The sequence below is a fragment of the Novisyntrophococcus fermenticellae genome, from assembly GCF_018866245.1.
In the GTDB taxonomy this organism is placed as follows: Bacteria; Bacillota; Clostridia; order Lachnospirales; family Lachnospiraceae; genus Novisyntrophococcus; species Novisyntrophococcus fermenticellae.
Genome location: NZ_CP076458.1, coordinates 1,045,300 through 1,061,119 on the forward strand (window position 1 = coordinate 1,045,300; position 15,820 = coordinate 1,061,119).

Annotated in this window: 6 protein-coding genes; 5 read left to right on the forward strand and 1 reads right to left on the reverse strand. The window is 43.2% G+C overall.

What is annotated here, in order from left to right; translation table 11 throughout:
- Nucleotides 1-26 precede the first annotated feature (26 nt).
- The 3 genes from KNL20_RS04695 (at nt 27) to KNL20_RS04705 (ending at nt 11,660) form a co-directional block, all read left to right on the forward strand.
- Nucleotides 27-7,235 carry a glycoside hydrolase family 2 TIM barrel-domain containing protein gene (locus KNL20_RS04695; RefSeq protein WP_230399465.1) on the forward strand — a complete coding sequence of 2,403 codons (7,209 nt, stop codon included), beginning with the start codon at nt 27-29 and terminating at the stop codon, nt 7,233-7,235.
- Between the two features lie 108 nt (nt 7,236-7,343).
- A complete protein-coding gene (locus KNL20_RS04700) occupies nt 7,344-8,285 on the forward strand; it encodes a peptidylprolyl isomerase (protein ID WP_230399466.1) in 942 nt (313 codons plus the stop codon).
- Between the two features lie 72 nt (nt 8,286-8,357).
- Nucleotides 8,358-11,660: a carboxypeptidase regulatory-like domain-containing protein gene (locus KNL20_RS04705; protein WP_230399467.1), complete on the forward strand. Its 3,303-nt coding sequence runs from the start codon at nt 8,358-8,360 to the stop codon at nt 11,658-11,660.
- Nucleotides 11,661-11,757: 97 nt separating this feature from the next.
- On the opposite strand, the gene KNL20_RS04710 is transcribed toward KNL20_RS04705, so the two are convergent.
- Nucleotides 11,758-13,212 (reverse strand): PucR family transcriptional regulator, encoded by a 1,455-nt coding sequence (locus tag KNL20_RS04710; protein ID WP_230399468.1) that lies wholly within the window; start codon nt 13,210-13,212, stop codon nt 11,758-11,760.
- A gap of 169 nt (nt 13,213-13,381) precedes the next feature.
- Between KNL20_RS04710 and KNL20_RS04715 the strand changes: the two genes are divergently transcribed.
- Nucleotides 13,382-14,410, forward strand: a complete 1,029-nt coding sequence (locus KNL20_RS04715) for a uroporphyrinogen decarboxylase family protein (RefSeq protein ID WP_230399469.1) — start codon at nt 13,382-13,384, stop codon at nt 14,408-14,410.
- A gap of 36 nt (nt 14,411-14,446) precedes the next feature.
- The gene (locus KNL20_RS04720) at nt 14,447-15,691 is read left to right on the forward strand and encodes a uroporphyrinogen decarboxylase/cobalamine-independent methonine synthase family protein (RefSeq protein WP_230399470.1); all 1,245 of its coding nucleotides are present in this window, start codon (nt 14,447-14,449) and stop codon (nt 15,689-15,691) included.
- Nucleotides 15,692-15,820 lie beyond the last annotated feature (129 nt).

Sequence of the window (15,820 nt, forward strand, 5' to 3'; positions counted from 1 at the left end):
GAAATATAGTTAAAGGAGAAAGAAGTATGAAATCAAGAAAACTGGTTTCACTCATCTTATCAGCATCGATGATCGGTACGATGGTTCCGTCCACAGGTCTGACGGTACTTGCAGCCGGAACGTCCTCGGATAGCCTGACGGTCAGCGATTCCGTGAAAGCCGATGTTGATAAGACCAAGTTCACACACAAAGAGTGGACAGGCACCGACTACACGGATGTGGATGGGAATGCGGTGACCGGAGAAGATGTATTTGGCATCAACCGGGAGGATGCCGCAACAACGCTGATTCCCTATCAGGATGCCGGTACTGCGGCAGGAGCCGTATGGGACTATAATGCCCGGACAAATTCCGAGTATTTCCAGCTTCTCACTGGAGAAGATGAAGACTGGGATCTGACCGTAGTCCAGAACCAGCAGCAGGCAGAGAAATTCCTGGGTGATGACGGCTTTATGACAGCCGGGTACCAGAAAGATGAAGCAGATGGATGGAAGATGGTACAACTTCCGAAGAGCTGGACAAGACAGGGACAGGATTTTGACTTTTCAATCTACACGAATGTGCAGATGCCATGGCAGTCCAAGTACGACAGTAATGTAAGCTGCCCGGAGGCTCCGACCAACTACAATCCAGTTGGACTCTACAGAAAAGCATTTACTGTGAATGATACCATGCTGAATTCCGGAAGACGTGTTTATGCACATTTTCAGGGGGTTGAATCTGCGTATTATGTATATGTAAATGGAAAAGAAGTAGGGTACAGTGAAGACAGCTACAGCCCCCATCGATTCGACATTACGGATTATCTTCAGCCAGGAGAAAATCTGCTGGCGGTAGAGGTACACAAATTCTGTGATGGTACCTGGTATGAAGATCAGGACATGATTTATGACGGAGGAATTTTCCGTGATGTCTATCTGACCAGTGCACCGCTTGTGCAGATGAGTGATTATGTGGTACAGACGGATTTGGATTCTAAATATAAGAATGCCACATTAAATCTGTCTGTGGACGTACGAAATCTGGCATCGAAATCTCAGAGCGGGTGGAGTATTGACGTTCAGGCGCTGGATCAGGCCGGAAACAATATTCTGGGAAATACAAGCATCCCTGTATCGGAAGTGGCATCTGAGAAGACACAGACCTTTACATTAAAGCAGAAAGTTGCAAATCCCAAGCTATGGTCGGCTGAAAACCCGAATCTGTATGCGCTGGTATTAACGCTGCGTGATGCGGGCGGAAAGGAAGTTGAGACGCTTTCTGCTCAGCTGGGATTCCGGGAAATTGAATTTACCTCCACAGAAGTAGATTCCAATTACAAGGTTACCACAAAGAAATGGGAACCGATTAAAATCAATGGTGAAAGACTTCTCCTGAAAGGAGCAAACCGCCATGATACAGATCCGTTCTATGGAAAAGCTGTTCCTCAGGCTACCATGGAAGAGGATGTAAGCCTGATGAAGCAAAATAACCTGAATGCAGTCAGGACTTCCCATTACAGTAATGATGATTACTTCTACTGGCTGTGTAATTCCTATGGATTATATATGATAGGTGAAACCAATATGGAATGCCATGCAATCATGGGTAACAGCAGCTTAGGTGGACTTTTCTATGAGCTTGGCATGGATCGAACCGAAACAGCCTTCAAACATCTGAGAAATAATCCGGCTATTGTAATCTGGTCTATCGGAAACGAGATGGCTTATACGACAGATCCAAATCATTCAAAGGGTCTGTATAAAGACATGATTTGGTATTTCAAGAATAATGACCCCACAAGACCTGTACATAGTGAAGGACAGAATGACGGTATGGGAACGGATATGGGCAGTAATATGTACCCGAGCGTCAGCACAGTTGCAGGCAGAGCAGGAGAAGGAAAGATTCCTTATGTTCTATGCGAGTATGCACATGCCATGGGCAACTCCGTAGGAAACCTGAAAGAGTACTGGGACGGGATAAGAAGTGCTGATAATATGCTGGGAGCCTTCATCTGGGACTGGGTGGATCAGGCGAGAGCAACGGACCTGGAGGATCTTGGCTCATCCTACACTGTGACTGATAAAACAGGTGTGTCTGGTGAGGCAATTGGAAGCGAAGATAACTGGATTACAGATGCGGCAGAAGGAAGCTTAAACGGAGGACAGGCATTCAGTGGTTATACAATCATGAATCAGGATTCCAAGTATAACAATGCGTTATCAGGAACCGGAAAAGCATTTACCTTCGAGACAATTGTAAAACCGTATTCTGAATCCAAAAACAGTGTACTTCTTGCAAAAGGAGATACACAGGTTGCATTGAAAACGCAAAGCCAGGGAACGGGTCTCGAATTCTTTGTCTACAACAGCGGAAGCTGGAAAAGTGTTTCTTGTGCATTCCCCGCCAATTGGATTGGCCAGTGGCATCAGGTCGTCGGTGTTTATAACAGCGGAAAGATTTCCATCTATGTCGATGGGACGCTGATGAAAACCAATACTGTGAGTGATGGTATCGCAGCGAGCGGCAGTTCCGTAGGTGTCGGATATGATGTCACAAACGGAAGAAAAGTAGATGGTGAAATCTCTGTTGCACGTATTTATACGAAGGCACTGACCGAGGCGGAAATCAAAGGACAGAGATCGGCAGCACCGGCAATTGGTGCAGACGATGCAAGTGTGCTTCTGTGGCTGGACTATGCAGACGGACACAATACAGCCGAGGTGCGTGGATGGGACTACTATGCCGAGGATTATGCACACACTAATTTATATAAGGAAGAAATCAAAGGCAAATTCTATGGATACGGCGGTGATTGGGGAGATGTTCCCAATGATAATAGCTTCTGTCAGAATGGATTGATCAGTGCAGACAGAACACCTCAGCCGGAACTTTCAGAGGTGAAATATCAGTATCAGAACTACTGGTTTAGTGCAGATGTTTCTGATTTGGATGCCAGAAAAGTGAATGTTTACAATGAGAGCAACTTTACTAATCTGAACAGGTATGATGTAACATGGCAGCTTCTTGAAAATGGGCAGGTCATCCAGGAGGGTACTGTGGAAAATCCGGATGTTGCTCCACAGAAAAAAGAAACGATTAATGTTCCATTTACAATGCCGGAAGAAATCAAGGACGGCGGTGAATATTATCTGAATATCTCTGTAGGTCTGAAACAGACTGAAACATGGGCAGATGCCGGTGCAGAGATGTCCTGGGGACAGATCAAAGTTCCGGTTGAAGTAAAACAGGCAGCTCCGGTTATCAGTGAAAAAGAGGTGCAGACAACAGAAACAGATACTGCATGGAATGTAACCGGTGAGAATTTCAGCTTCTCAATTGATAAAGCCACCGGAACGATGCAGAATTATACTTATAAGGATGAAGTACTGGTTCAGCAGGGACCAACGCCAAACTTCTGGAGAGGTCTTGTGGAGAATGACAAGACATCATTTGACTCCAAGTGGGCAAGTGCGGCAGAAACCATCAAAGTAGAAAAAATTGACGTTGCAGAAAACGAGGCAGGGCAGACGGTAGTTACTTCTAATATTGTATTTCCAAATGCCGGTAATACAAAAGAAACCATAGTATATACAATCAATGGTGAAGGACAGATTACGGTCAGTATGAAGGTGGATGCCACGGCAAGCGGCATGGGCAGTTTTATCAGAGTAGGGTCCATGATGACACTTCCGGCAGGCTTTGAGAATGTTACATGGTATGGAAACGGACCGGTAGAAACATTCAACGACAGAAAGACGAACGGAAGACAGGGAATCTGGAATAATACAGTAAGCAGTTTCTTCTACCCTTACCTGAAGGTGGATGACTCGGGTAACCTGACCGATGTAAAATGGATTTCTGTACAGAATCCTTCAGGCAGCAATGCACTTTTAGTAGCAGCAACCGATACCGTTGAGGCGAGTGCCCTGCACTTTACTCCGAATGACCTGAACTCATCAGATCATGTGTATGGAATAACTCCGAGAGATGAAACGATACTAAGCGTCAACTACGGTTCTCTTGGAACCGGAGGAGCGACCTGCGGTCCCGGACCTTTGAGCCAGTATCAGCTTCCTTCCAGCAAGGTATATGAGTGGGAATTCACGATGATGCCGGTTGCAGGCGATGCGACGGCGGCACAACTGTCCGATGCAGCGAAATCCTATCACACGGCAGCATCTTTCAGCCGTGAGGATTACGATAAAGAAAAGGCTGAGGAACTGATCAAACGGATTGATTCCTTTGTTGTCTATGATTACAGCCAGCTGGCAGATATCGAAGATCTGCAGGCGGATGTAAATGCTATGACAGATGCACAGAAAAAACTTGTGAACGAAGACAAGAACAGAACAGAGCTTGTTGAACAGTATCTGAAAGAAGTAAAAGCATTAGCTGATAAAGAGACATATCTTCAGGATGAAAGCAAGCATCAGATGCAGATTCCATATAATACGTCTGCAGCTTTCAAAAAGGATGAAGAAACTGTCGTCATGAACGGACAACTTGCAGTTCCATTTAACGACATTCTGAATCCGGTGCTGGAGGGGAAAAACTCCTTCACCATTGAAGTGAACATGACACCCCGGGGAAGTAAGGATTACAACATGTTTGCAGGTAAGGGAGATTATGCATTTGCCCTTCGTTCCAGAGAAGAAAGCAAAGTGGATTTTCATATCTATGCAGGCGGATCCTGGAGGAGCATCCTGTTTGATGACATGCCGGCAGAGATGAAGGCGAACTGGCAGAATCATGAGCACCAGGTAGTGGGTATTTATGATGCTGAAAACAATAAGATTCAACTATATGTCGATGGTACCATGCTTGCAGAGCAGGCGACCAACACAAACGAAGGTGTGGCTCATTCCGATTATAATCTGACCATAGGAGGCTGCCCGTCTACCGGAAGGTCATCCAACGCAGATTTCAAGAACATCCATATTTACAGCAAAGCATTGACTGCAGCCGAGGTAAAAGCACAGTATGCGGCGCAGCCGGCAATCACTGCTCAGGATGAAGATGTGGAATTATGGGTAGATTTTGGAAACATTCAGCACAAGGATAAGGAAAGCATTTACAAAGTCACAATCGATCCCGAAAATGCAGCGATTGAAACCGGAAGTTCCAGAGAATTTACCATGCAGACGGATAACGCCAAGGCAGAGGTAACAAGCGCCGATTGGAGTGTGGTGGATGAGAACGGAGAGGCAATCGACGGAATTGAAGTGACAACAGATGCTTCCGACTATACGAAAGCAGTTGTAACGGTTGGAGAAGATGTGGCAGACGGTACAACAGCAATTCTCAAGGTTTCAAAGGTGAATGGAAAAGAGAACTTAAGTGCTGAAGGATCTATTCTGACAGTTGCAAAATCGGAGGAAACACGTATCATCAAGGATTCCGGTACGAATCAGCTGAACACCCTGCTTCCCGGCACCGCACAGTTTACGGAAGGTGAGGACGGAAGCAGCAGTGCATTGAAGGGATATTTCTCGGTAAATGATCAGGATAAGATCGTCAATGAGGCCCTTACAGAGGGTAAGCCGTTTACGGTATCCTCCAGGGTTTATGTTCCGGCCTCCTGCAAGGAGAGTACAGGACTGTTTGAAAACCATGAAAAGCATAACATGATTGCAAGCATTGGCGATAATTCCTTCGCGTACCGGATTTATTACAATAAGAATAATGGGGATATCAAGATTGATGCTTATATCAGTGATGGAAATAAGTGGGATCAGATTTCCAGTGAAAAGCTTGACAGCAATTTCTTTGACCAGTGGCATACGATATCCGTGGCATATACCGGTACGGAATTGAAACTCTATGTGGATGATGATGTGGCAGCTGAACTAAGCAAAGTTAATGTTACATCCATCAACAAAAATGATGAGACATTCTCTGTAGGATATGAGCCGCAGAAAGCAGCAAATAGACAGTCTGAGCTTACTTTTGAGCAGGTACGGGTATTTAGTCAGGCACTGACCGTGGATGAATTGAACAGTGCAAAAGATCCGGCAGCAGAAGATGTAGTTCTATGGCTGGAATTTGAGGATGAAGATTCCGCAGCCACAAAAACCGATAAGGAGAACCTGAGACTGCTTGTGGAAAGCTGTCAGAGCCAGATGAAAGAGGATTATCTGGAAACAGGCTGGGCAGAGTTTGATACGGTATTGGCAGACGCAGCGGAAATACTGGGAAATGATGCGGCAACAAAAGCGGAAGTACAGACTGCCGATACAGCCTTACGTGAAGCAAAGAAGGTACTTGTTTATGTAAAAGACCTGAAAGATGCAGTGAACAGCGCCAAGGAAGAAGTCGTTCCTCAGAAGGATACGTATACAGTTAAGTCCTACGATGTATTCGAACAGGTGCTGAAATCTGCAGAAGAAGCACTTGAAAAGGCAGATGCGGCCCAGTCGGAGATTAACACGGCGAAGGTTCAGCTGTTGGATGCAAGAAACCGTCTGGTAAAGATGGCGGGTAAAGAAGCGTTGAAAGCCGCAATTGAGTCCGCAAAAACCATCAAAGAGAAGGATGTTACTCCTGACTCCTGGAAGAGACTTACAGCAGCAATTAAGGCGGCAGAAGCAGTCTATGAAAAAGAGGAAGCAACTGAGAGTGAGGTAGCGGCAGCCACTGCAACCTTGAATCAGGTGGTTGAATCCCTTGATCCGGCTGTCGATAAGGAACTTCGTATTATCACGAATCCGGAAGACTTTGTCGGAAACGTAGAGGAAACGGCAGTATTTACCGTAGTGGCTGAGGGAACAGACTTAAGCTATCAGTGGCAGTACTGTAATGCAAACTCTAATATCTGGAGAACATCTGTCATGGCGGGAAGTAATACGGATGCAATCAGTGTTCCGATTACGAAAGCCAGAGACGGACAGAAATACCGCTGTGTGGTTACAGACGGAGAGGGAAAGACCGTAACGTCAGAGATGGCAGCAGTGAAAATCGGTGCCGTAGATGAGACTCCGGTAATCACCCTGCAGCCGGTAAGCTACAGCGGCGCTGTTGGCGAGACCGCAGCATTCACCGTACAGGCAACCGGAACGAACCTGACCTGGCAGTGGCAGTACTGCAATGCAAACTCTAACATATGGAGAGAATCTTCCATGGAAGGAAGCCAGACGGGCACGGTCAATGTACCGGTTTGGAATTTCAGAGATGGACAGAAGTATCGCTGTGTGGTTACCAGTGAAAGCGGAAGAATCACCATATCGGATGTGGTGGTGGTAACAGTGAAATAGGAGTAAAGATATTAAGAAAGAGGCGTATGATTGGGAAACTGGTCATACGCTTCCTCAAAAGAGAATGTAAAATAATAGAATATATGAAGGTAAGTGAAAGGAATTTCAGTGAGAAAACTCAAAAGGTCAATTTTAGTGTTCGGCATTATATTGTTACTTGGAACGTTGCACATAGGTTGTGGTACAGAAACTAAAAAAGCCAGGGACAATAAAACAGTTGCTACAATCAATGGTATTCCGGTAGAAGATGATGAATTAGAGTTATTTCTTAAAAATGGAATTGATTCAGTAGAAGCAGCAATTGAAGAAATCACCCCTTATAAGGTCATTCAGGCAAAACTTTTAGAAGAGGGTATTATTACAGATTGCAGCTATAGTAGTTTTCAGAAGTCATTGAAAAAGGAGAATAAGGAACGTAAAAAGAAAAAAGAAGCAAATGAAGTAATGTACGGACCGGAGCAGTATACGGCAAAAACTTATTATGGACTTGTTCAGGATAAGTATCGTGAATTATGGGTAAAAAACGAACAATTCTCCATTTCAGATGATGAGTTAAAAGAAATATATGATGAAAATCCAAATTGGTTTCAGGACTACGGTCGGGCTGTGTTTCAATGTCTGGTGATACCATCAGATAAAATTGGGAAAGAAGAGGCGGCAGGGATTATTGATCAGATTGCAGAGGAAGTAAAGAATGGGGCAGAGTTCTCTGGTGCAGCTGAAAAACTTGGGGTATCTGAGTATATACAGGAAAGGACCTTTACGCAGACTGAAATGGAGGATGGTATGGTCACCATGTTTCCCAAAATCGAAGCAAGCCTCTATGAGCTACAGCCGGGGGAGATATCTGAATTCATTGATAATGATAATCTGGAATGGATTTGCTTATACTGTGAAAACAGGGAAGATGGGAAGCGAACGGATTTTGCAGACTGTAAGGGACAAATTAAAGAATACTGGAAGGAAAATCAAATTGAGGAATATCTGGACAAGCTTTCAAAGGAAGCGGAAGTAAAAATATATCAGGAGGCGTACAATCCGGCATTCTAGGAGAAGGGACATTATTTATGAAGATGCATTTTTGATAGCATGAAAATGAAGTTTAAGAAAGTGAGGATGGGAATGAATCCGAAAAACAGATATGTAAGATGGTTATCCATAGCATTAACGATTATTATGGCCCTAAGCCCTATGAGCCTGATGGTTAAAGCAGAAGGAGCACAACAGGAAACACCAATAATGGGAGAACTGTTTGACAGCATTGCATCTTATCACGTGCAGAAGACATCGGCTGCCAATACTGCTTCTACAGAAAATCAGGTGCGCAACGGTAAGATGGAAGAAACATCGAATGGGATGATTTCTTATTGGGAACCGATCTATGGAGCCGGATGCAATGATGATACGATTACCCGAAACAGCGGTAATTCAGTAAAATTCGGACCTGATGGGAAACAAACCACGATTCAACTTGAAGGAGGGAGTGGAAATAATTATGCAGTTGCAAAACCAGATAAGAGTTACACGCCGTATGAGGCTTCATATCTACAGATGTTAGTTGGCATTCCAGATGGAACTTATACGCTAAGCGCTAAAATAGCTACAAATATGTCAGATGATGGAAACATAGCAAAGATGTTTGCATATGCCAACGATGGTGAAATTGCTTCGGAAGTTATTCTGGAAAATACTTTTGACAGTCAGATGGGTACCTACCCTATGGTCAACGTCACGATTCCTGAAATTGAGATTACGAATGGAAGGTGTCGTTTGGGATTTTACATGAAGTCTATGGGGAGCACAGCCGGGACAGCCGGATTTCTGACCATGGATGATGTGAATTTGTCCGCACCAATAGGAATTCTGACAGGCAAGGTGACCAATCAGGAAAATCAAGTTGTTTCAGAAGCGGCTATTAGTGTAAAACAAGGGGATGATATAATTGCTTCCGGTACAACAGACAGTAAGGGGGTTTATAATATCAATACTCCTCCTGGTGAAAACTATATCGTAGAGGCATCACATCCGGAGTACACTACAGTATCTGTGCCGGAAACTACAGTAATCTTGAATGAAACAACTACGAGAGATCTACAGTTCACAACAAACAGGAATATTACTGTTTACTATGTTGATTCAGTGAGTGGTAATGATAATAATACAGGGGCGTCACCTCAAAAAGCGTGGAGAACCATTAACAAAATAAATGAACAGACATTTAATCCGGGTGATACGATTTTGTTTAAATCAGGATGCTCCTGGGCAGGAACAACCTTAAGACCGCAAGGAGATGGTACTTCTGAGGCTCCTATTACCATAGGAAAGTATGGTGGTGATACTTATCCGGCGATTCATGCCAACTATGTGCCCGGAACACCTGTTGATCAGATGGAAGAGAACCAGAAGCTGTATGCGTTGGAACTGAATGGAGTGGAGTATTACATAGTAAAAGATCTGGAACTTACCAGCTTTGGACAGCATAATTCTGATAATACGCTGAACTCCCAGGGAGGAAGACGCGGTGTCTATATAAAAGCAAAAGCTGGGGAAGGAAGTATCACCCATTCCATTATGTTAGATAATCTTTATATTCATGATATAAATGGTCACAATGCTAAAAAGGGCGGATCAAACGGCAGAGAAGGTGCTGGAATTCATTTTGAAAATAATGGTAAGCATACTTACATTGACGGCCTGACGATTCAGAATTGTACGATTGAAGATGTAAGCCGTAACGGTATTACATCCGGAGGTTATGATGGAGGGCGTGCCTGGGGATACTGGGACTGGCAGCAAGAAGCGCCTACCCGCCATCAGAACGTAATTATACGAAATAATGTATTGGATCATATTGCAGGGGATGGAATTGTACCCAGTGGTACCTACGGTGCTGTTATAGAACATAATATTGTTAAATATGCAGGCTGTGATGCCCGCCCTGTCGGGAGCAACACCAATTTATCTGCGGCTGTCTGGCCTTTTGATACAGATAATTCAGTTTTCCAATTCAATGAGGTTGCGTACACTGGAACTCCGAAGAATACAGAGATTTCCGATGGCGAGGCTTTTGATTCGGATTATTATTGTATCAATACGGTGTTTCAGTATAACTATTCCCATGATAACGATGGTGGATTTTTAATGATCTGCGGTCCTCAGTATGCTTATACAGATGGTACGGTAGTACGCTATAATATCAGTGAAAATGATGGCTCAATGAATGGAAAACGCACAATTTTTGAAATTGGTGGCGGTGGTGGTGTAGATCATAGTTATATTTATAATAATACAATATATACGAGTGAAGATCACAAGGTTTATTCCGTAGTAAGAGGTGAACCCTGGGATGGGAAACCAAAGGGAACTCATTTTTTCAATAACATATTTTGCATTAACAGTGAAACCGCAAAATTTGGTTTTGCAGGAGATCCCAGAGATATCGGTAAAGAAGAAGTTGTAACATACAGCAACAATCTTTATTGTGGTACTTTATTTGAGAATGGAGGACCTAAAGACAGGCCGGAAGATGCATATGCAGTTTTTGGGGATGCAAAGTTTGTAAATCCGGGAGAAGCAGGAGATGGCTATGCAAACGCAGTAGCTTATAAGATTCAGGAAGGATCAGCGGCTATTGGAAAAGGCAGAGTTATCAATCAGGATGAGTTGGGACAGAAGCTGGAAACGGTTAAAGTAGGTGCATATCCGGAATATACAAAGGCTAAATTTTTCTATGTAGAAGATAAAGAACGCTTCGGCTGGAAAAACCCTGGCGGTGGAAGGGATTTCTTTGGTAATTCAGTTCCGGAGGAAGGATTTATTGATATAGGGGCACACCAATACTCGGATGCATCAGATACCGAACTTTGTATTATTTCTAATCCAAAAGAATTTACAGGGACTGTAGAGGATACGGCAGTATTTAATGTAGAAGCAAAAGGCATCGGCCTGAACTATGAGTGGCAATATTGCAATGCCAACTCCAATATTTGGAGAACTTCTTCTATGGCAGGGAATAATACCGCGGAAATTAGCGTTCCAATTACAAAGCTAAGGGACGGACAGAAGTATCATTGTATTGTGACAGATGCAGCCGGCAATTCTCTGATATCGGAGCCGGCGGTATTAAAAGTGGGTCATGCAGCCGGAGCTCCGGTAATCACCCTGCAGCCGGTAAGCTACAGCGGTGCCGTTGGCGAGTCAGCAGCATTCACTGTACAGGCAACCGGAACGAACCTGACCTATCAGTGGCAGTACTGCAATGCAAACTCTAACATATGGAGAGAATCTTCCATGGAAGGAAGTCAGACGGGCACGGTCAATGTACCGGTTTGGAATTTCAGAGATGGACAGAAGTATCGCTGTGTGGTTACAAGTGAAAGCGGAAGAATCACCATATCGGATGTGGTGGTCGTATCCGTAAAGTAAGAAAATATGAATAGATGGGACTCCGGGAGAGGATGGATTCTTCTCCCGGAGTTTCAACGTGTGAAGCAGAAAGGTATTTATGATCGGCTATACTAGATTATTTATCAGATATTTCCATGATTTTAAAGGAAAGATAAAGATATTCCCTTGTACTCTTATCCTTTGTGTCAATGAAGGTCAGTTCCCGGATTTTATCCAGCCTGTGCATCAGGGAATTACGATGCAGAGATAGCTGGCGGGCGGTTTCTGCAAGATTGCAGTTATTTAAGAGATAGGTGTACAGCGTATGATACAGGTCATTTTTTCTTTTTTGATCATGTTCCCTTAATATGGCAAGTGCCGGATGCACGGATGCCTTGCTGGCATTACTTTGGAGGACTCCGCAGATGTATTCTAAAGCATATTCTTTACAAAAATAGACCTGTCCTTTCTGCTTTTCGGAATATTGCAGGGCGATATCGCACTGTTCTGCACAGAATGCAAGCTGTAGGATATCCTGGAATTTAAAACTGATTCCACAACAGGCAGCACTTTGCTTTAATTCATCAGATAAAATATCCACCATTTTATTTACGGGCAGATAAAACAGGTTAACGAGTATGTATATATTTTCTTTTAGTAAGAAGACGAAGCAGTCTTCTAAAACATGCTCCAGTCTTGACAACAGTGGATAGGTAATGTCCTTATATTCTGGAGATATTAATACTTTAGCCAATACTTTCTCATGCTTATAGTCCCAACCTACGGTATATAATTTGTGATTAAGCCCCTTTTTCGATATTGCCTGTCCATCTAGCAGATCTTTAAAAATGGCTGTTTCTTCACGCATAACATTGGCATTCATGTTGTGCTTCATCCAAAGCTCCACCATATTTCCAAATGTCTCTAAAATCTGGAAATCAGCGTTTCTGAATTTTTTGAAATATTCCAACAGGATGATTCGTCCTGCCACATTTCCATGGGTATACAACATTCGCTGCAGACTGCGCTCTTTAAAATAGGGTAGATTTAGCAGTTCAACCTGCAGACTGAACTTTGATTGGCGAAGATGCTCCTTCATTTGCTGAAGTTTTTCGATTGAACTGCTCCCAGTCTTGAGGATAATATCCCACTCTTCGTCAAGACTTCCCATACCATAGTTTGAAGACTGAGCCATCACCATATGACCGGAATCATAGATTAAAAGAGGTTCTTTAAACACCGAATCACTTGCATCAACCAGATATTGCAGACTACATCCATCCAGGACTGATTCATATAAGCCATCGGACCAACTGTTGTAAAAGTCGAATGCGTCAAAGATATCATTCAGCACCAAATCCATATCTGTTGTATTTACCAGTATAATATCGTGTCCGTTTACACAGATTACTTTATCCTTTTCATCTGTTATAAAGTCCTTCGCGGGTGCAAGGTAAACGTTCTGTTTTTCAATGCTGATATCTCCTGACAATATGCGGGCACTTCGAAGAATTGGCTCTCCCTTTTCAATTTTGATTATCGGCTGGTACTTCTTCAACCAGTCTGCAAGTATCCACATGCTCAATTTCATGTCTTACTACACCCTTCTCCGTATCATTATATTATAGTATAGTGCTATGTGCACACTAATGTCAAAGTTAAAATAATAAATATCAGATATTTCATATCTTTTATTAGTTAAATTCATTAGGTATAATCAGCATATAAGAATTATTCTTTTATGATAGGAGGATATGAAAATGAAGCTGACACCAAGAGAAAATGCACTTCTGGCTTACAGACATCAGGTGCCGGAATATATTCCGTGTTTTTTCACAGATATTGCGCTTATACAAGCATGTCCGGCCATGGAACGATATACGGGGCACATGGTTGGAGAGGATTACTTCGGTGTAGAGTGGACGTATGAGCCAACGATTCATGCGCCGATGCCTACACCGGGGAAGCACTTGTTTGAATCAATTGAAGATTGGAGAGAAGGCATAAAACTGCCTGATCTGGATGCTGTCGATTGGGAAAAACAGGCGGATATTGATGTCCACACAGATTTTCAGGCTTTTGTAGCAGGCGCCGGAATCGTTCCTTTTCAGGATGGTATAAGTATTTATGATACGGATAAACTGCGAGTATGTATGATTATAAATGGGCCGTTTGAGCGCATGCATGCCTGTATGGGATTTGAAAATGCACTTATGGCATTACTGGAAGATCCGGAGGAATGTCAGGAGTATTTTAAAGCAATGTTTGACTGGAAGATCGAATATATCAAAAAAATAGCTCAGTATTACGACATGGATGTGATTAACTTTCACGATGATTATGGGACAGCGGACCGGATGTTTATGAATCCCGAACTTTGGAGGGAACTAATCAAACCGAATCTAAAACGGGTAGTGGATACATGTCACGAATTAGGTCTTATTTATCAGCATCACTCCTGTGGCTACGTGGAGCCAATCCTCGGGGATATGGCGGAAATAGGTATAGATGCCATTGATACTTTACAGGCGTGTAATAAAAATCTGCCGGAATTAAAGAAAAAGCTTGAAAGCCGTCTTACATTTTGCGGCGGATTCGATAATCAGCATGTACTGGATGTTCCGGGAGTCACGCCAGAAGCAGTCAAGAAGGAGTACCGAAGAGTCATCGATTCGCTTGCCCCCGGTGGAAGCTATGTTATCTATCCGATTGGCGGAACATTTGACTTTGTACCTGCATTTTTGGAAGAACATTTTCAATATGGAATGAATTTTTACAAGCAATATTAATGAGGGAATATATTATACATACTCGGAGGACATGAAATGCTACAGAACAATCAGAAATTACAGCCTATTGACGTGAGAAATCAGCGAGTACAGGCGGCAGTGAATCTAACCGAAGGGGATCGAGTTCCTTTTATTCCTACGGTTAACAATATGTATGCTTTAGAATATGGGGTCACCATATATGACGCGATGAAAGACGCGACAAATTTGATGAAGCCAATGAAGAAGTACCTGAGTCAGTTTGATCCTGACCTTGTCTATTCTCCATGCTTTTTTCCTGTAGATGCGATGGAAGCTGCCGAATATACAAGCGCAAAGTGGCCGGGAAATTATTATAATCTACCGTCAAACACACCTTATCAGTATATCGACCGGGAATTTCTGGGAGATGATGATTGGGATGATTTTTTAAAAGATCCAAGCCACTTTGTTTTGACCAGAGTACTTCCAAAAAAATACAAAGCCTTTGAAGGGCTGGAGAATCTGAATCTTTACGGTCTTTGCAATCAGTCGATTTATGGACTGGCGCCTTTGGCCGCTCCACCAATCAGGGAAGCACTGAACAATATGATAAAAGCAAGTGATCTTGTGATAAAAAATCTCTCCGAAAACATGCAGGTGAATGCCATGATGCTTGAAATGGGATACCCTGTCTGGGGCAGTGCTACGACAATGTGCCCCTTTGACGATTTTGCAGATAACATCAGGGGACTCATTACTTCCTGTATGGATATCAAGACAGATCCAGAACTGATTGATGAGGCAGTTAACAGATGGGCGGATATACTCATTCCCTCAGCAATCCAAAATGCCAAAATGCAGCATGCGCAATATCTGTTTATTCCGCTTCACTGTGGCATTGACAGCTTTATGTCAGTAGAAGACTATAATAATCACTATTGGCCAACACTTAAGAGATTAATCTGTGCTGCTGTAGATGCTGGCATTACTCCAATGTGCATGTGTGAAGGAAAATATTATACACGGCTTGAGACGCTTACAGATGTGCCAAAGGGAAAAGTTGTTTATATGTTTGAAGATACGGATTTTAAGGAGGCGAAGAGAATTCTTGGAGATGTTGCCTGTATCGGAGGCGGGATGCCCACACAGAAATTGATGCAGGGCACAGTCGAGGATGTCGTAGAAACAACGAAACGCATGTTAGACATCTGTGCACCGGGTGGTGGCTACATTGCAACGAATTCACTGGCGCTGGATTCGCTGGATCTAAAACTGATGGAAGCGTGGAAAGATACCATATGGAAATATGGGATGTTTTAGGTGTCTCTGTGAAAATTGAAGTGTTATAAAAGGATGCCGGAAGGAGTGAATTTCTCCTTCCGGCGTTTTAAAATTTCAAATACTTTACTTGACATTTTACCTTATTAATGTTACCTTATATATATAAAT

Bases quoted from the DNA above. Each gene is read 5' to 3' on its own strand.
- KNL20_RS04695 (WP_230399465.1), top strand. From the start codon at position 27: ATGAAATCAAGAAAACTGGTTTCACTCATCTTATCAGCATCGATGATC.
- KNL20_RS04720 (WP_230399470.1), top strand. From the start codon at position 14,447: ATGCTACAGAACAATCAGAAATTACAGCCTATTGACGTGAGAAATCAG.
- KNL20_RS04705 (WP_230399467.1), top strand. From the start codon at position 8,358: ATGAATCCGAAAAACAGATATGTAAGATGGTTATCCATAGCATTAACG.
- KNL20_RS04710 (WP_230399468.1), bottom strand. From the start codon at position 13,212: ATGAAATTGAGCATGTGGATACTTGCAGACTGGTTGAAGAAGTACCAG.
- KNL20_RS04715 (WP_230399469.1), top strand. From the start codon at position 13,382: ATGAAGCTGACACCAAGAGAAAATGCACTTCTGGCTTACAGACATCAG.